The organism is Mycobacterium kubicae (genome assembly GCF_015689175.1).
GTDB lineage: Bacteria > Actinomycetota > Actinomycetes > Mycobacteriales > Mycobacteriaceae > Mycobacterium > Mycobacterium kubicae.
Genome location: NZ_CP065047.1, coordinates 2,644,566 through 2,661,127, shown reverse-complemented (window position 1 = coordinate 2,661,127; position 16,562 = coordinate 2,644,566). Strand labels below are relative to the sequence as shown.

At 65.5% G+C, this 16,562-nt stretch carries 17 protein-coding genes and 1 tRNA gene; 3 read left to right on the top strand and 15 right to left on the bottom strand.

What is annotated here, in order from left to right:
* Positions 1-5 precede the first annotated feature (5 nt).
* Both I2456_RS12485 and I2456_RS12480 read right to left on the bottom strand, forming a co-directional pair.
* On the bottom strand, positions 6-491 hold the full coding sequence (locus I2456_RS12485) for a pyridoxamine 5'-phosphate oxidase family protein (RefSeq protein ID WP_085075221.1): 486 nt from the start codon (positions 489-491) through the stop codon (positions 6-8).
* Positions 492-645: 154 nt separating this feature from the next.
* A complete protein-coding gene (locus I2456_RS12480; RefSeq protein ID WP_085075220.1) occupies positions 646-1,590 on the bottom strand; it encodes an NADP-dependent oxidoreductase in 945 nt (314 codons plus the stop codon).
* 133 nt (positions 1,591-1,723) lie between these two features.
* Between I2456_RS12480 and I2456_RS12475 the strand changes: the two genes are divergently transcribed.
* The gene (locus I2456_RS12475) at positions 1,724-2,212 is read left to right on the top strand and encodes a MarR family winged helix-turn-helix transcriptional regulator (RefSeq protein WP_068034620.1); all 489 of its coding nucleotides are present in this window, start codon (positions 1,724-1,726) and stop codon (positions 2,210-2,212) included.
* 21 nt (positions 2,213-2,233) lie between these two features.
* On the opposite strand, the gene I2456_RS12470 is transcribed toward I2456_RS12475, so the two are convergent.
* On the bottom strand, positions 2,234-2,644 hold the full coding sequence (locus tag I2456_RS12470; RefSeq protein ID WP_085075219.1) for a hypothetical protein: 411 nt from the start codon (positions 2,642-2,644) through the stop codon (positions 2,234-2,236).
* Between the two features lie 333 nt (positions 2,645-2,977).
* Here I2456_RS12470 and I2456_RS12465 point away from each other — a divergent pair, with 333 nt between their 5' ends.
* Positions 2,978-4,168 carry an IS481 family transposase gene (locus I2456_RS12465; protein WP_085072847.1) on the top strand — a complete coding sequence of 397 codons (1,191 nt, stop codon included), beginning with the start codon at positions 2,978-2,980 and terminating at the stop codon, positions 4,166-4,168.
* Between the two features lie 47 nt (positions 4,169-4,215).
* On the opposite strand, the gene I2456_RS12460 is transcribed toward I2456_RS12465, so the two are convergent.
* From I2456_RS12460 to I2456_RS12430, 7 genes are all read right to left on the bottom strand, one after another.
* A tRNA-Pro gene (locus I2456_RS12460) sits at positions 4,216-4,289 on the bottom strand.
* 183 nt (positions 4,290-4,472) lie between these two features.
* Positions 4,473-5,873 (bottom strand): ribosome biogenesis GTPase Der, encoded by a 1,401-nt coding sequence (gene der / locus I2456_RS12455; RefSeq protein WP_085075416.1) that lies wholly within the window; start codon positions 5,871-5,873, stop codon positions 4,473-4,475.
* On the bottom strand, positions 5,870-6,556 hold the full coding sequence (gene cmk, locus I2456_RS12450; protein WP_085075417.1) for a (d)CMP kinase: 687 nt from the start codon (positions 6,554-6,556) through the stop codon (positions 5,870-5,872). The genes der and cmk overlap by 4 nt, the downstream gene beginning before the upstream one ends.
* Positions 6,550-7,305, bottom strand: coding sequence for a pseudouridine synthase (locus I2456_RS12445; RefSeq protein ID WP_139823314.1), 756 nt, complete (start codon positions 7,303-7,305; stop codon positions 6,550-6,552). The genes cmk and I2456_RS12445 overlap by 7 nt, the downstream gene beginning before the upstream one ends.
* The gene (gene scpB, locus I2456_RS12440) at positions 7,302-7,988 is read right to left on the bottom strand and encodes an SMC-Scp complex subunit ScpB (protein ID WP_085075418.1); all 687 of its coding nucleotides are present in this window, start codon (positions 7,986-7,988) and stop codon (positions 7,302-7,304) included. Before scpB ends, I2456_RS12445 begins: the two co-directional genes overlap by 4 nt.
* The gene (locus tag I2456_RS12435) at positions 7,969-8,823 is read right to left on the bottom strand and encodes a segregation/condensation protein A (RefSeq protein ID WP_139823315.1); all 855 of its coding nucleotides are present in this window, start codon (positions 8,821-8,823) and stop codon (positions 7,969-7,971) included. The genes scpB and I2456_RS12435 overlap by 20 nt, the downstream gene beginning before the upstream one ends.
* Positions 8,811-9,674, bottom strand: a complete 864-nt coding sequence (locus tag I2456_RS12430; RefSeq protein WP_068159052.1) for a ParA family protein — start codon at positions 9,672-9,674, stop codon at positions 8,811-8,813. Before I2456_RS12430 ends, I2456_RS12435 begins: the two co-directional genes overlap by 13 nt.
* A 135-nt stretch (positions 9,675-9,809) precedes the next feature.
* Here I2456_RS12430 and I2456_RS12425 point away from each other — a divergent pair, with 135 nt between their 5' ends.
* A complete protein-coding gene (locus I2456_RS12425) occupies positions 9,810-10,568 on the top strand; it encodes an O-methyltransferase (protein WP_085075420.1) in 759 nt (252 codons plus the stop codon).
* Here I2456_RS12425 and xerD read toward each other — a convergent pair.
* The 5 genes from xerD to steA form a co-directional block, all read right to left on the bottom strand.
* The gene (gene xerD, locus I2456_RS12420) at positions 10,565-11,506 is read right to left on the bottom strand and encodes a site-specific tyrosine recombinase XerD (protein ID WP_068159068.1); all 942 of its coding nucleotides are present in this window, start codon (positions 11,504-11,506) and stop codon (positions 10,565-10,567) included. The two genes, I2456_RS12425 and xerD, sit on opposite strands and share 4 nt — an antisense overlap.
* Positions 11,503-12,135 (bottom strand): NUDIX domain-containing protein, encoded by a 633-nt coding sequence (locus I2456_RS12415; protein ID WP_085075421.1) that lies wholly within the window; start codon positions 12,133-12,135, stop codon positions 11,503-11,505. The genes xerD and I2456_RS12415 overlap by 4 nt, the downstream gene beginning before the upstream one ends.
* Positions 12,128-13,879, bottom strand: coding sequence for a CTP synthase (locus I2456_RS12410; protein WP_068029896.1), 1,752 nt, complete (start codon positions 13,877-13,879; stop codon positions 12,128-12,130). The genes I2456_RS12415 and I2456_RS12410 overlap by 8 nt, the downstream gene beginning before the upstream one ends.
* Positions 13,880-14,007: 128 nt before the next feature.
* The gene (locus I2456_RS12405) at positions 14,008-14,952 is read right to left on the bottom strand and encodes a copper transporter (protein WP_085075422.1); all 945 of its coding nucleotides are present in this window, start codon (positions 14,950-14,952) and stop codon (positions 14,008-14,010) included.
* An 11-nt stretch (positions 14,953-14,963) separates the two neighbouring features.
* Positions 14,964-16,145 carry a putative cytokinetic ring protein SteA gene (gene steA, locus I2456_RS12400; protein WP_068159075.1) on the bottom strand — a complete coding sequence of 394 codons (1,182 nt, stop codon included), beginning with the start codon at positions 16,143-16,145 and terminating at the stop codon, positions 14,964-14,966.
* Positions 16,146-16,562 lie beyond the last annotated feature (417 nt).

Below are 16,562 nucleotides of genomic sequence, written 5' to 3'. Positions count from 1 at the left end.
TTGCGTCAACCGCCATTGACAAGGTTCGCGAGGAACGCCGGTAATCGGCCCGCCCCAAAGTCATAGAACCGCGCCCAGTGTGGCTCGATCGAGATACGCACCATCTGCTGATACGTCGACCGCACGTTGCGTTCGAACTCGGCAAGTTCGGCTCCGTCCATCGAACTTCTGGCTGATGCGAGGTATTCGTCGGTGACGCCGTCGACCGTTTCGAGAGTGGCGATGCCCCGCACCAAAAGGGCCTTTGCTTCTTCTGGCGTGGAGCCGGTGTCGATCGTCAATGCGACTTGAGGGCGGGAGGAAAGGGCGCGTGCTTTGGGAGCTGTCGGCGCCGTGGAGACAACAATGCGTTCGCCGGTCCAATGAAATCCGACCGGGATCACCCGCGGGAAGCCATCTCGTCCGTTGTAGGCCAGCCGGGCCATGGAGCCGGAGAGCAGCTTCTGGGCGCCGGGGTGGCCGAGTTCTCGGGCCAACTCCTGCTGGTTCATCACACCGTCCTCTCCTCCGCCGCATGCACACGTTTTCACCCGCCGCCGGAATCGTAGAAGCTTGGGTAACCCCGACCGAGCACCGAGGGTTCGGGTGCCCTCGGTGCTCGATCAGGGCCCAGCTCCCACCTTGTGACCGTCCCGGTCAGTTCCGTCACCGCTCGTCGGGCACCAGAATCGTCTTGCCGGGCAGGCGCCCGGCGTCGGCGACGGCGTGCACGGCTGCGGCCTGCACGAGCGGACGGCGGTCGGCGACGCCGATGCGCAGTTGACCGGCGTCGACGCGGCTGACGAGGCCGGCCAGTTGCTCGGCGTCGCTGCGGACGAACACGCGCTGAGTGCGGACCTGACGACCGGGGTCCTCGGGCCCCGACGTCATGGTCCCGACGTGAAACCCGCCGTCTGCGATCACGCTGATGAGGGCGTCGGTCTGCTGCGGCGACGTACTCACCAGATTGAGCACCACGTCGAACGGCGCGCCATCGACGACGATCGGCGAGTGTCCGTAGTCGAGGTAGCCGATGAGCCGATCCGCGCCGTAGCCGCGCAGCCGGTCGGCATCACGCGGCTTGGAGGTCGCGGTGACGACCGCTCCGGCTTGCTTGGCCAGCTGAACCGCATAGCCGCCGACGGCACCTGATGCACCGTTGATCAGGATCGTCTGACCGGCCGTCACACCGGCGACTTCGAATAACGCCTGCCATGCCGTCAGCCCAGCCACCGGTAGCGCGGCCGCATCCGCCAGTGACACTGACCGCGGCGCAGCGGCCAGCACCTCGGCCGGTGCGAGCACATATTCGGCGGCAGCGCCGTCGGATTCCATCGGCAGCAGCGCCACGACGGGGTCACCGACGTTCCATCCCTGCACGCCGTCTCCGAATTCGGCGATCGTGCCTGCGACGTCGATGCCAGGTATGTGCGGGAACGTGATCGGGAAAACGTCCGTCAGGTACCCACCGCGAATCCCCGCGTCGACCGGGTTGAACGAGGTCGCGGCGACTTTGAGCAGGACCTGGCCGGGGCCGGGCGTCGGCCGTGGCACATCTTCGTATTGCAGGACCTCGCTACCGCCGTAGCGGTGGAATAGCACAGCCTTCATGACTCCCCTTCCTCAGTTGCTTCGATTTCGAAGCAGATACCCATGGCGTAACTTGCTTCGATCTCGAATCAATTCCGACGGAAGGTGTGATCGTGGCCACTTCGCTTCGAAGTCGAAGCATTATGCTCGACTCATGCCCCTCGATCCGGCGCAGATGCGTACGTACTTCGCCCTCACCGAGGCGGTCAGCTTGCTGCAGTACGCGGTGCGCCAGCAGCTGCAAGCTGAAGGCGATCTCAGCTACGTGCAGTTCGAGGTCTTGGCCAAACTTGCCGCGGCCGAGCGCCCGCTCACGATGACCGACCTGGCCGACGGAGTGGTCTACAGCCGCAGCGGCCTGACTCATCAAGCGGGGCTATTGGAGAAGGCGGGCCTCATCACCCGCCAAGGCAGCTCCCACGACCAGCGCGCCACCGTCGTCGAGATCACCGAGGCGGGCCGGGCCCGCGTTGACAAGGTCCTACCCGGCCACGTGCAAGTCGTGCGCGACCTGTTGTACGGCGCGCTGTCGGATCAGGACGTGCGCACGCTGGGCGACCTCATGAGCCGCGTCCGCGACCACATGCGCGGCCGGCCACCGCGTTCGGCCACCTCGCGGAGGCAGCACGCCGGTAGCGACTGATCAGGTAAGCGCTGCCCGCCGCTACTTGTCCTTGGACTCGTCGGAGTCCTTCGAGTCGTCCTTGTCCTTCGACTCTTCAGAGTCATCCTCGTCGTCGGAGTCGTCCTCGTCGTCGGAGTCCTTGGACTTGTCCTTCTTCGATTTGTCGGAATCTTTGGACTTGTCGGAGTCCTTCGATTTGTCCTTGTCCTTCTCCTTGTCCTTCGAGTCGTCCTTGTCTTTGTCCTTGTCCTTCGAGTCGTCGGAGTCCTTGGATTTGTCGCTGTGGTCGAGCTTGTCTGCGAACTTCGTCAACAGCTCAGCTAGTTCGCGAGCCTCGTCAGACGCCAAGGAATCATCGAATAACCGCTTGTTGGCGTCCGAGACACGCGCGATGTAAACCGCATCTTCCTTGATGCCGACGTCCCACCGGCCTCCATCTTCACGACCCATCTGTTGCCACCTTCCGACTACTGACCTGGTTTGCAAATCGGCGCGTCGGGCGCGCTAGTGCGTTGTCTACCCACTTGTGCCGCTGCCGTCTCATGCAGCCGTGCCCGCAAATGCTTGGGTATCCGCAACAGAGGGGTTGAGAAGAGTGCTGGTTCTGCGCCGTCGCGCTGCGTCTCGACACGGAGCTGCTCGGCGCACGGCGACGCGGGTGGAAACGGCCTACAGGCGTCTACCTGTGTGTTGTTCGGTCGGGCTGACAGTGTGTGATTTCTCGACATAGTTGGCAGCTGTCTCGCGACATAGTTGACACTTCTGCACATCGGGAGGTCAGCCATGTCGAAGGCGCAGCTCGTCATCACTGCCGTGGTCCTCGAAGGACGCAGCAAAAGCGCCGTGGCCCGCGACTACGGCGTCTCCCGACAATGGGTCCAGCAACTGTGCAAACGCTACGAGGCCGAAGGCGACGCCGCCTTCATCTCCCGGTCACGGCGACCCCACCACAGCCCGCAGGCTGTCACCACCGAGGTCGAGGAGCGCATCGTGCGGCTACGCAAGACCCTGACCAAACGCGGTCTCGACGCCGGCGCCGACACCATCGCCTCCCACCTGGCCACCGATCCCAGCCTCATAAATGTGCCTGCCATATCAACGATCTGGCGAATCCTCAAACGCCGAGGTTTCATCACACCCCAACCCCACAAACGCCCCCGCTCCTCGTGGAAACGCTTTGCCGCCGAACTACCCAACCAATGTTGGCAGGCCGACACCACCCACTGGCACCTCGCTCACGGCGGCGGCGCCGAAATCCTCAACATCATCGACGACCACTCCCGCCTCGACATCACCAGCCTGGCCCGCCACACCATCAACGGCCCTGACGTCACCGCTGCCTTCACCACCGCCTTCACCCGCTGGGGTCCACCAGCCTCGGTACTGACCGACAACGGCGCCATCTTCACCGCCGCGCCGCGCCGGGGCGGACGCACCTCCCTGCAAATCACCCTCGGCGAACTGGGCGTGCGCTACCTGAATTCACGGCCCTACCATCCCCAGACCTGCGGCAAGGTCGAACGCTTCCACCAAACCCAAAAGCGATGGCTCACAGCCCATCCCGCCACTACACTGACCCAGCTCCAACAACGGCTCGACGAATTCACCGAGTATTACAACACCGTGCGCCCCCACCGCGCGATCAACAGAACCACCCCCATCCAGGCATTCAACGCCCGCCCCAAAGCCACACCGTCTGGCTACCTCATCCCCGCCCACTGCCGCGTACGCACCGACATCATCGACGCCGCCGGCGTCATCACCGTCCGATACAACAGCCGCCTGCACCACATCGGCCTTGGCAAACGACGCACCGGCACCAAAGTCACCGTTCTCATCGACGACCTCAACATTCGCGTCCTCGACCGCAACACCGGCCAGCTCATCCGCAAACTCATCCTCGACCCGACCCGCGACTACCAACCACGCGGCGTCAAATGCGGAAACAGCCCAGAAAACCGGGACCAGGTGTAAACCATGTCTCGGGACACCCGTCAACGATGTCCCGAGACAGGACACGGTCGGGCTGACAGGATTTGAACCTGCGACCACTTGACCCCCAGTCAAGTGCGCTACCAAACTGCGCCACAGCCCGGTGCCGCCTGATCATCGGCAGCAGGTCGAAAGCCTACCGCACGGCCGGCTCAGTACCGGCGAGTGTGCGGCCATGGCCTCGACTGTGTGTCCAGGGCGGCGAAAACGCCGAGATCCCGCTGTGGCTGCACGCTCGAAACCGTGGGCGCACACTCGACGCCAGCTGGGCGCCCGAGCCCAAGACTTAGCGGCGCTTGGCGCCGCGCTTCTCGCGCACCCGGACGTTGATCCGGATCGGGCTGCCCTCGAACCCGAACGTCTCGCGCAGCCGTCGCTCCAGGAAACGCCGGTAGCCCGCCTCGAGGAACCCGCTGGTGAACAGGACAAAGGTAGGCGGGCGTGCCGTGGCCTGGGTGGCGAACAGAATGCGGGGCTGCTTGCCGCCGCGTACCGGCGGCGGGGTGGCCGCGACTACTTCCTTGATCCAGGTGTTCAGCGGACCCGTCGGGATGCGCGCGTCCCACGACGCCAGCGCGGTCTCCATCGCCGGCACCAGCTTCTGCACCGCGCGGCCGGTCTTGGCGGAGATGTTCACCCGTTGCGCCCAGCGCAACTGCACCAGCTCACGTTCGATTTCTCGTTCCAGCAGCTCGCGACGATCCTCGTCGACCAAATCCCACTTGTTGAAGGCCAGCACCAGCGCGCGCCCGGATTCGATCACCATGGACAGCACCCGCTGGTCCTGTTCGGTCAACGCCTGCGAGGCGTCGATCAGCACGATCACGACTTCAGCGGCGTCGATGGCACCGTGCGTGCGCACCGAGGCGTAATACTCGTGCCCGCTGGCCTGGCCCACCTTGCGACGCAAACCCGCGGTGTCGACGAAGCGCCACACCTTGCCGCCCAGCTCGATCAGCGAATCCACCGGATCGACTGTCGTGCCGGCAACATCGTGCACCACCGACCGCTCGTCACCGGCCAGCTTGTTCAGCAGAGAGCTCTTGCCCACGTTGGGTTTTCCGACCAACGCCACCCGCCGCGGGCCGCCACCGCCCGTAGCCTTCTCCCCCACCTCAGGCAACGCGACCAGGACTTCGTCGAGCAAGTCAGCCACACCGCGGCCATGCATGGCACTGATGGGATGGGGTTCACCCAGACCCAAGGACCACAATGCGGCGGCGTCGGCCTCGCCGCGCTCGCTGTCAACCTTGTTGGCCGCCAGGAACACTGGCTTGCCCGACCGAACCAGGATGCGGGCGGCGGCCTCGTCCGCGGAGGTGGCGCCGACGGTGGCATCTACCACCAAGATGATCGCATCGGCGGTGCGCATCGCGACCGACGCCTGCTCGGCCACCAACTGCTGCAAGCCCTTCGCGTCGGGCTCCCATCCCCCGGTGTCCTGCACGACGAATCGGCGCCCGGTCCATAACGCGTCGTAAGACACCCGGTCGCGGGTGACACCGGGAACGTCTTGAACCACCGCCTCGCGGCGGCCCAGTATGCGGTTGACCAAGGTCGACTTCCCCACGTTGGGCCGCCCGACGACCGCCACCACCGGTGCCGGACCCGCCTCGTCCAGCTCGGCCAACTCGGAATCGTCGAGCTCCCATTCGCTTTCGTCTGACCAGGTGCCGTCCTGACTCACCGGACTGCCTCACTTCGCTGCATCACCAGATCCCGCAGATGAGCCACCACTTCGCTTTCCGTCATCTCGCTGGTGTCGACGATCACCGCATCCGACGCGGGGCGCAGCGGCGACACCGCCCGGGTGGAATCCAGATGGTCGCGGCGGCGCACGTCGGCCAGCACGCCGTCATAGTCGTCGGTCAAACCGGCCGCGACGTTTTGGTCGTTGCGGCGCTTGGCGCGGGTCTCCGGCGACGCGGTCAAGAAGATCTTCACCGGCGCGTCGGGAAGCACCACGGTTCCGATGTCGCGACCCTCGACAACGACGCTGTCCGGGCCGTCGGCCAAGGCGCGCTGGATGTCGACCAGTCTGGTGCGCACCGACGGGATGGCCGATACCGCCGACACCGCCCGGGTCACATCGTCACCGCGAATCTGCGACGAAACATCTTCTCCCGCAAGATAAAAGCAACTGCCTTCGGGGTCGTACCCGACCGACATCTGCACGGTCGACGCAAGCGCCTCGACCGCCGCGGAATCCGCCGGATCGACGCCGGCTCGTAGCACTGCCAGGGTCACCATCCGGTACATCGCACCGGTATCCAGGTAACGCGCGCCCAGTTCACGCGCCAAACTCTTTGAAACCGAGGACTTTCCGGTTCCGGCCGGACCGTCTATGGCAACGACGATGCCGTTCACAATCCCACCGCTTTGTAGAGTTGGCCGATCTCATCCCGGCCCAGCGCCCGGAAGCTGCCGGGGCGCTGGTTGCCGAGCGTGACCGGTCCAATGTCGGTGCGCACCAACGTCTCCACCGGATATCCGACCGCCGCGAGCATTCGGCGCACGATCCGGTTGCGTCCCTCGTGCAAGGTGACCCGCACCAGCGTCTTGCCCGGGATGGCGTCCACCACCGCGAAATCGTCGACGCGCACCGGACCGTCCTCCAATTCGATTCCGGCCCGCAATTTCTTGCCCAGTCCCCGCTGCACCGTCCCCGCCACCGTCGCCAGATAGGTCTTCGGCACTTCGTGCGACGGGTGCATCAACCGGTGTGCCAGTTCCCCGTCGTTGGTCAGCAGGATCAACCCTTCGGTGTCGGCGTCCAACCGCCCAACATGGAAAAGCTTCTTGTGGCCGCGCACCTTTCGTTCGACCAGATCACCGATACAGGGCCGACCGCGGTCATCGGACATGGTCGAGTGCATGCCACGCGGCTTGTTCAGCGCCAGATACACCAGCGAATCGTCGAGAACGACCCGGGCACCGTCAACGTGTATGACCGAGGCATCGGGATCGACCCGGGTGCCCAACTCGGTCACCAGCTTTCCGTCCACCTCGACGCGGCCCTCGATAATCAACTGCTCGGCCGCGCGCCGGGAGGCAACCCCGGCCTGGGACAACACCTTTTGCAGACGAGTTCCGCGCGGCTCTTCCGCGTCGCTAATCACTCGCGGTCCACGTCGAAGGTCAGCGGCTGATCCGAGCGCTGGGCGCCGCCGAGTTTCATGAAACGTGGCTCGCTGTCTAGGGATTCACTCAGATCGTCGATGGTGTCGACGTCGGGCAGCAGCGGAGCAATGTCGGGCAGATCGGCTAGAGAGGTCAGCCCCAGCCGCTCCAAGAACAGTTCGGTAGTCGCGAACGTCATCGCGCCGCTGTCTTCGTCGAGCCCGACCTCGGTGATCAACCCACGAGCCAGCAGCGTGCGCATGACGGCGTCGACGTTGACCCCACGCACCGCGCTTACCCGCGCTCGCGTGACCGGCTGGCGGTAGGCGACCACCGCCAAGGTTTCCAGCGCGGCGCGGGTCAGCTTGCTGCGTGCGCCGTCCAGCAACAGCTTTTCGACGTAGGGGGCGAACCGGGCGCGGGTATAGAGCCGCCAGCCCTCACCGGTCTGACGCAGGTCAATACCGCTGTCACGTTCGGTGAATTCGTCGGCCATGACCCGCAGCTTGGCGTCGACGCGGTAGACCGGTTGTTCGGTAGCGGTGGCCAGCGCCTCGGCGGTCACCGGCGTGTCGACCACGAGCAGCAGCGCCTCGAGCACCCGGCCGAGCTCGTCGGGGTCCATCTCTGCGGGCTCAGCGATGTCGATGCCCAGATCCTGATCACTGGTCTGGTCGCTCATATGAGCGCCGCTCCTCCTCATCGCCGGTGGTAGGGGGCCGTTCGCCGGTCCACGAAACCTGGAGCACGCCAAGGGGCTCTGACTGGTCGAATGCTACCGCCCGGGACCGATACAGTTCGAGCAGCGCCAGGAACCGCCCGACGATCTCGACCGGCGCGGTGCAGTCGGCGACCAGCTCCGAGAACGACGCCCACTCGCCGGTGCCGCGCGTTTGCAGCATCGCCAAGATGTGTTTGGCCTGCTCGGGCACCGAGACCTGCAGGTCATGCAGGTGCCCGGTGGCCACCGTCGGCGTCGGGCGCGGCGTGAAGGCGACGGCGGCGATCTCGGCGAATCGCGTCGCGTCGACGCCCAGCATCACCTCGGGAAGCAGGCCGGCGAAGCGGTCCTCCAGCGACACGGAGCGGGGATAGCTGCGCAGCGCGGTGGCTTCCAGCTCGGCAAACATCTCGGCGACGTGCTTGAAGGCGCGGTACTGCAGTAGCCGGGCGAAGAGCAGATCGCGCACTTCCAGCAGGGCCAGGTCTTCGTCGTCGTCGACCTGACCGGCCGGCAGCAAGCGAGCCGCCTTGAGGTCCAGCAGAGTCGCGGCAACCACCAGGAATGCGGTCGTCTCGTCCAGGTCCAGCTGCGCCCCGATCGCTTTGGTGTAGGCGATGAAGTCGTCGGTGACCTGGTGTAACGCCACCTCGGTGACGTCGAGGCGGTGGGCGAAGATCAGCTGCAGCAGCAGATCGAACGGCCCTTCGAAGTTGGTCAGCCGAACGCGGAAGCCATCCGAGTAACCGTTCCCGGACGCCGCCTGACCGTGGGTGCCGGCGGTCACATGCCGAATCGGTCGATGAACTCGCGAGCCAGCGCGCGGTAAGCCAGGGCGCCACCCGACTTGGGCGCCCACGTCGTGATGGGTTCACCGGCGACGCTGGTCTCGGGGAACCGCACCGTCCGGGTGATCACGGTGTCGAACACCAGGTCACCGAACCGCTCCACCACGCGCGCCATCACCTCCCGGGAGTTGACGGTCCGCGGGTCGTAGCGGGTGATCAGAATTCCGCTGATGTCCAGTTTCGGGTTGAGCCGGTCGCGCACCTTGTCGACGGTGTCGGTGAGCAACGCCAGACCGCGCAGCGAGAAGAACTCACACTCGGTGGGGATCACAACTCCGTCGGCGCAGGCCAAGCCGTTGACGGTCAGCAGCCCCAGCGACGGCTGGCAGTCGATCAGCACATAGTCGTAGCGGTCCAGCACGGGGTGTAGCGCCCGGGCCAGCGTCTGCTCTCGGCCCACTTCGTTGACCAACTGAATCTCGGCGGCCGACAGGTCGATGTTGCTGGGCACCAGATCCAGGTTCTTCACCCGGGTGTTCAGTAGCACGTGTTCGATCGATGCTCGCGGCTCGACCAGCAGATTGTGGACGGTCTTGTCCAGCTCCCAGTGCGGCACGCCCAGGCCTGCGGAGAGCGCGCCCTGCGGATCCATGTCCACCAGCAGCACGCGGCGGCCGTATTCGGCGAGCGCGGCACCCAGGTTGATCGTGGACGTGGTCTTCCCGACTCCGCCCTTCTGGTTGCACATCGCGACCACCTTGGCCGGGCCGTGCGAGGTCCGCGGTTGGGGGTCAGGGATCGCCCGCGGCGGCCTGCCGGTCAGGCCGATCTCAATGGCGCTGTCCGGGTCGTCGGTCATGCCCGGCTAATGGTGACGGGCGTCGAGGTGGGCATCGCAGGAAAGTCTAACGGCTCGTTCCGCCTGCGCAGGGAGACCCGCAGGCAACCGCCGAAGCTGTCGACTCCAGACCACGGGCCTACGTAAGGTGACCTCGTGAGCCTGAAAGCACGCTTCCCGGTGTTGCGGTGGTCGGTCTGGCGGATGGCCGCCGGGAACCGCAACATCACCACAACCGGCCAGATCGGTGACGGCCGAGAGGCGGCCGCGGTGAACTATGTTCTCCGGCACGCCCGCGTCGGAGACATCGATCATGTCCTGGCCACCATCGACAAGTTCGCCTACGAGAAATCCATGCTGATCAACGTCGGCGACGAGAAGGGACAGCTGCTCGACGCCGCAGTGCGCCGCGCCCAACCGGCGCTGGCTCTCGAATTGGGCACCTATGTGGGCTACGGCGCGCTACGCATCGCCAGGGCGGCGCCGGCCGCCAAGGTGTACTCGGTCGAGCTGGCGGAGGCGAATGCAGCCAATGCCCGGCGCATCTGGGAGCACGCCGGCGTGGCCGATCGGGTGACGTGTGTGGTCGGCACCCTCGGCGACGGTGGGCGCACCCTCGACGCGTTGGCCCATGAGCACGGGTTCACCGCCGGTGCGGTTGACTTCGTCTTCCTCGACCACGACAAGAACGCGTACCTGACGGACCTGAAAAGCATTGTGCAGCGAGGATGGCTCCATCCGGGCTCCATCGTGGTCGCCGACAACGTCCGGGTGCCCGGCGCGCCGAAGTACCGCGAATTCATGCGTCAGCAGCAAGGCAAGGCGTGGAACACCGTCGAGCACAAAGCGCACCTGGAATATCAGTCCCTGGTGTCCGACCTGGTGCTCGAGTCGGAATACCTGGGCACCGCCTAGGTGGCGCGCGGATGGGCTCCGGCCCACACTTCCCGCAGCGCGTGCACGGTGACCAAGGTGTAGATCTGCGTCGTTGTCACCGACGCGTGGCCCAAAAGCTCTTGCACGACACGCACATCGGCGCCACCCTCGAGCAGATGCGTGGCGAACGAGTGCCGCAGCATGTGGGGTGACACGCCCGAGGTGATGCCTGCCCGATCGGCCGCATCCTGCAGAACCTGCCACGCGCTTTGTCGCGACAAGCGGCCACCGCGCGCATTGAGGAAAATGGCCGGCGTGCCGCGGCCGCGACGGGCCAGATCCGGGCGCCCCCGCACCAGGTAAGCGTCCAGCGCCTGCACGGCGGGCCGACCCACCGGCACCAGTCGCTGCTTGCCGCCCTTGCCTTGCAACAACACTGACCGGGCCTGGGTGTCGATGTCGTCGACGTCGAGGCCGACCGCTTCGGAAATCCGCGCCCCGGTCGAGTACAGCAACTCCAGCAGCGCGCGGTTGCGTAAAGTCAGTGGGCCGTCGGACGCGTCTTCACCGCCGGCCCCTTCCAGCAGAGCCAACACTTCGTCGAGTGACAGGCTCTTGGGTAACCGCCGGCCCGGCGTCGGCGGCCGAACCGCGCGGGCCACATCCAATTCCGCGAGCCCTTCTGCGGCGGCGAAGCGGTGCAGTCCGCGTACCGCGATCAGCGCCCGCGCCGCCGACACCGCCGACAGCCCGACCGCTCCGGCTTCGGGGTCTCCGCGCCGCAGCGACACCAGGAACTCACTGACATCGTCCTCACCCACCTTGGCCAGGTCGTGAATACCGCGTTCTTCCAGATGTTTTGAATAGCGGCGCAGATCGCGGCGGTAGGAACTCAACGTGTTGGCCGCCACCCCGCGTTCGATGGTCAGGTGATCGAGATAGCCCTGTAACTGTGTCTGCAGCGTCGGCGCTGTCACTGCTCTTTCTTCTGATTCTTTCTGGTCATGAACGCTGTGGGCCGGTCGACCCACGCGGTGTCGACGGGACGCGCCTGGGCGGAGCCGGTCACAACCGCGTAGGCGGCCAGGATCCCGCCAATGGCAATGGAATTGACGATCTCGCCGCTCAACACGCGATGCGCCGCCTCGGCGATGGGAAACCAGCGCATCGTCATGTCGGCTTCTTCGTCGTGCGCGTCGGGACGCTGTACTTCGGCCAGACCGGTGGCCAGATAGATCCGCACCGATTCGTCGCTGTAGCCCGGTGCGGTGTTGACGTCGACGAGCACCTGCCAGGTGCTGGCCTGCAGACCGACCTCTTCTTTGAGTTCGCGGGCGGCGGTTTCCTGCGGCGGCTCACCCGCCTCGTCCAGAAGCCCAGCAGGCAGTTCCCACAGGCGCCGACCGTAGGTATGGCGATACTGGTAGACCATTGGAATGTTGTTGTCGTCGTCCATCGCGACGACCGCGACCGCCCCATAGTGTTCGAGCACTTCCCGCTTGGCGACATTGCCGCCCGGCATCCGCACTTGATCGCGGCGCAGCGCGAAAATGGCGCCCTGATAAAGGGTTTCGGACGATATGGTCTGAAAGTCGTGTTCAGCCACGGGTTGCGGGCTCAGGTAGCGGCTGGCTGACGCCTTCTCGATGCTGGTTGCCGTTGGAGACGTGCTCGGGGATTTCCACCGGCAGCAGTTCGCCGGCCTTGTAGTCGAGGGCCGCTCCGACGAACGCAACGAACAAGGGGTGCGGGCGGGTGGGACGGCTCTTGAGTTCCGGGTGCGCCTGGGTGCCGACCACGAACGGGTGCTGCTCGGGTGGGTATTCGACGAACTCAACCAGATGACCGTCGGGTGAGGTGCCGGAGAAGCGCAGCCCGCTTTCGGCGATCTTCTCGCGGTAGGCGTTGTTGACCTCGTAGCGGTGTCGATGCCGTTCGGACACCTGCGTCGTTTGATACGCTTGGGCCACAACGGATTCCGGCTGCAGCACCGCAGGGTAGGCGCCCAGGCGCATGGTGCCACCGAGGTCGGCTTCACCGGCCACGATGTGCTCTTGGTCGGCCATGGTGGAGATCACCGGGTCCGGTGTGTTGGGCTCGAATTCGGCCGAGTTGGCCTCGGCGAGACCCACCGAGCGGGCGGCTTCGATGACGATGCATTGCAGGCCCAGGCAGAGTCCCAACACCGGAAGGCCGCGGGCCCGGGCATGCGCGATGGCGCCGATCTTGCCCTCGATGCCCCGAATGCCGAATCCGCCGGGGATCAGCACCCCGTGCACGTCGCCCAGTGTCGTAGCGGCGCCGTGGGCCGTCTCGCAGTCATCGGATGCCACCCAACGGATCTCGACCTTCGCGCGGTGCTTGAAACCGCCGGCGCGCAGCGCCTCGGTGACCGACAGGTAGGCGTCGGAAAGCTCGACATACTTGCCGACCAACGCGATTCGCACCGTCTCATGCGGTTCGTGCACTCGCCGCAGCAGATCGTCCCATTCGGTCCAGTCGACGTCACGGAACGGCAGATTCAACCGTCGCACCACGAAGGCGTCGAGTTCCTCCCGGTGCAACACCTTGGGGATGTCGTAGATCGACGGCGCGTCCGGGGTGGAAATGACGCCGTCGATGTCCACGTCACACATCAACGCGATCTTGTTTTTCAGCGCTTCGGGGACAACGCGGTCAGAGCGCAGGATCAGCGCGTCCGGGGTGATACCGATGCTGCGCAGGGCGGCCACCGAGTGCTGTGTGGGTTTGGTCTTGAGTTCTCCCGACGGAGCGAGGTAAGGCACCAACGAGACGTGCAAGAAGAAGACGTTCTCCCGGCCCAAGTCATGGCGGACCTGACGCGCGGCCTCGAGGAACGGCTGCGATTCGATGTCTCCGACGGTCCCGCCGATTTCGGTGATGACCACGTCCGGGCGGTGGCCGCCGGCGTCCGGTTCGGCCATCGCCATGATGCGGCGTTTGATCTCGTCGGTGATGTGCGGGATGACCTGGACGGTGTCGCCGAGGTATTCCCCGCGACGCTCCTTGGCGATCACGGTCGAATAGACCTGCCCGGTGGTGACATTGGCCGAGCCGGACAGATCGCGATCCAGGAACCGCTCGTAGTGGCCGACGTCGAGGTCGGTCTCGGCGCCGTCCTCGGTGACGAAGACTTCGCCGTGCTGGAACGGGTTCATGGTGCCCGGGTCCACATTGAGATACGGGTCGAGTTTTTGCATCGTGACGTGCAACCCGCGTGCGGTGAGCAGCTGTCCGAGGCTACTGGCGGTGAGACCCTTGCCGAGCGAGGAAGCAACGCCGCCCGAGACGAAGAGGTGCTTGGTGACGGCTTGCGGGTGCCTACGCAATGAGCAACCTCCGTGAAGACGGGCAGGGCTTGACGAATCTAGCCTGTACCAGCTGGGGCCTGCCGACCCACGGAAACCCACCCTAACATCCACGGCCTTTTGCCGTGGCTAACACGCCCGACTGCGGCTTACTGGGGCACGGTGACCGATGTGGCGCCGTGACCGGTGCCGTAGTGGCCAGGGCGGCCGCCGCCGACCAGATCATGCAGGCCCAGGATCGCGGTGATCCGCCCGGCTTCGGCGTCGACGTCGTCCACGGTGCTGATGGTTGCTGCCATACCGGCGTCGGCGCGGGTCACGGCGACCGCGGCACTTCCAGATGCCGCTCCGTCCCGGCCGGCGAGCAACGTGCCCGAGCCGTGTGGTGCCAGGGCGGCGGCGAACCTCGCCACGCTGACCCCCTGGTTGCCGGCGTCGGCGGGCAGCCCCCCGCCGGTGATGACGATGGCGGCATTCGCCGCTGCCATGTGGTCGGTGGGTTGGTAGGTGATGAAGCCCGTTTCGCGTAGAGCTGCCAGCACGGTGTCGCGCTGGGTGTCGTCAACGGCGGGCGCGTCCGGCTTCGGGTTGGCCAGCAAGGCGATGCCCAGCAGGTCACCCGCCTGCGAGCCTTGGTCGACGAGCTTGGTGCTCAATTGCGTGCCCGCGGGAAGGACCGACGAGTTGACCACCGACCGCAGCTTCTCCGCGGAGTTGGCTTCGACGAACTCGTGGGTCAACGACACGGTGCCGGTGACCGTGCCCCCGGACTGTCCGATGATCTTCGAGACCGCCGCCACGTCGTCGTCTTTGGCGTCGGGAGTCCGGAACAGCACTACTGTCTTGCCGGCCAACGCGTCGTGCACGATCCGGCCCAGCACCTGGTTGTCGAAATTGTTTGCAGCGCTGAGCTTTTCGTTCAAGACGTTGCGCTGGTCGTTGATGGTGTTGATCTGGGCGGCCATATCGCGTTTCTCGTTACGCAGGCTGGACAGCAGGGTGTCCGAAAAGAATCCGGAGCCCAGTACCACGCCGATGGCCAGCGCCAAGAAGACAGCTGCCAGCGAGAAAGCATGTTGGCGTAACGAGATCATGACCTACCGTCCTAGCTCACCAGGTGCTGTATCCAGAGGGTGAATCGGTTCCAGTAGTCGATGAGCCAATGCACGACCACACCGTCGGTCCGAGACACCCACAGCACGACGATGATGGCGATCAACATCGTCAGGGCCAGCAGCGCGATTGCGCCACCAGAGATGTGGTTGCGGTACAACGTGGCGACCGCCCTGGCGTCGACCAGCTTCTCCCCCACCCGCAACCGGGTCAGGAAGGTCGAGGGGTTGCTTTGCGAGCGGGTGCGATCGAAGAAGGTCTCGATGTTGGCGGTGTGACCGGCCGTGACCAGCAATGCCGCGCCGTGGTGATCGGCCAGCAACAGGGCCAGATCCGTTGCCGACCCGGCCGCCGGGAAGGTCATGGCTCCCACACCGAGATCCTGGATGCGTTCCAGGCCGGGTGCGTGGCCGTCCGCGTCGGCCGGCAGTACCACCTGGGCGCCGCATTTGAGGACTTCGGCGCTGATCTGGTCGGGATCGCCGACGATCAGCTGCGGCCGGTAGCCGGCCTTGCGCAACACGTCGGCGCCGACGCCGACGCCGATCAGCACCGGTTGGTATTCCTTGATGAACGGCTTGAGCGCCTTCAAATCGTCAGCGGCGCTGGGCTCCTCGGCGACGATCACCACGTGCCGGCGGCGCATGTCCACATCGATGTCGGGGATGCCGATGCCGTCGATCAGCAGGGGGCTTTCGCTGCGGATGAACTCGATGGTGTTGCCGGCGAATGCCTCGAGGTGTGCGGCCAGTCCGCTCTTGGCTTCGCGCATCAGGTCGGCGATGTCGTGGTCGGTGCGCTCGGTGCCGCGGATCAGCCGCCGGTCACCGGAGTACACGCCGCCTTCGTAAAGGCGAATCTTGGATCCGTCCTTGACCTTCTTGAAGATTTCGGGGCCGGTCTCGTCGATCAGCGTGACGCCGTTGTTCACCAGAACCTCGGGGCCGAGGTTGGGATAGCGGCCGGAGACCGACGGGGAGGCGTTGACCACGGCGGCGATGTCGGCTTCGACCAACGCGTCCGCGGTGATGCGGTCCAAGTCCAGGATGTCGAGGACCACGATGTCGCCGGGGCAGACGCGGCGCAGCAGTCGGTCGATGTTCCTGTCGACTCGGGCGGTGCCGACCAATCCTGGCCGATCGTTGTTACGGGACAGAAGCGCTGACATCTTCATGAGGGCCGATTCTGTCGGCGGAGCGCGGCTAGAGCGAGTAGGCGCGCCGTAACATCCGCCTCATTAGTTATCCAGAGTCACAGCAGTCACAGTTGTGTGGGCGTCTGGTGACGGGGTGGTTTCGGGGGTGGGGCGTCGAGTGTGCGGTGGGGGCGTCGAGTGTGCGCTGACGGTTGAGCGGACGTCGATTCCCCGACCCGAGAGCACACTCGAAGCCGTCATTGCACTGTCGAGGCCGAGTGTGCGGTGGGGGCGTCGAGTGTGCGGTGGGGGCGTCGAGTGTGCGCCCACGGCGCCGAGCGTGCGCCCACGGCTTCGACTGTGCGCCGACGGTTGAGCGGACGTCGATTCCCCGCCTTGAAAGCACACTCGAAGTCGTCAGTTCACTATCGAGGCCGAGCGTGCGCTGACGGCGCC

What these genes read in the sequence shown, in the direction of transcription:
- I2456_RS12480 (WP_085075220.1), bottom strand. Translation starts at nt 1,590, where the DNA reads ATGAAGGCTGTGCTATTCCACCGCTACGGCGGTAGCGAGGTCCTGCAA.
- I2456_RS12430 (WP_068159052.1), bottom strand. Translation starts at nt 9,674, where the DNA reads ATGACCGACGACCCGGACAGCGCCATTGAGATCGGCCTGACCGGCAGG.
- I2456_RS12475 (WP_068034620.1), top strand. Translation starts at nt 1,724, where the DNA reads ATGCCCCTCGATCCGGCGCAGATGCGTACGTACTTCGCCCTCACCGAG.
- I2456_RS12405 (WP_085075422.1), bottom strand. Translation starts at nt 14,952, where the DNA reads ATGATCTCGTTACGCCAACATGCTTTCTCGCTGGCAGCTGTCTTCTTG.
- I2456_RS12470 (WP_085075219.1), bottom strand. Translation starts at nt 2,644, where the DNA reads ATGGGTCGTGAAGATGGAGGCCGGTGGGACGTCGGCATCAAGGAAGAT.
- I2456_RS12465 (WP_085072847.1), top strand. Translation starts at nt 2,978, where the DNA reads ATGTCGAAGGCGCAGCTCGTCATCACTGCCGTGGTCCTCGAAGGACGC.
- I2456_RS12485 (WP_085075221.1), bottom strand. Translation starts at nt 491, where the DNA reads ATGAACCAGCAGGAGTTGGCCCGAGAACTCGGCCACCCCGGCGCCCAG.
- steA (WP_068159075.1), bottom strand. Translation starts at nt 16,145, where the DNA reads ATGAAGATGTCAGCGCTTCTGTCCCGTAACAACGATCGGCCAGGATTG.
- scpB (WP_085075418.1), bottom strand. Translation starts at nt 7,988, where the DNA reads ATGAGCGACCAGACCAGTGATCAGGATCTGGGCATCGACATCGCTGAG.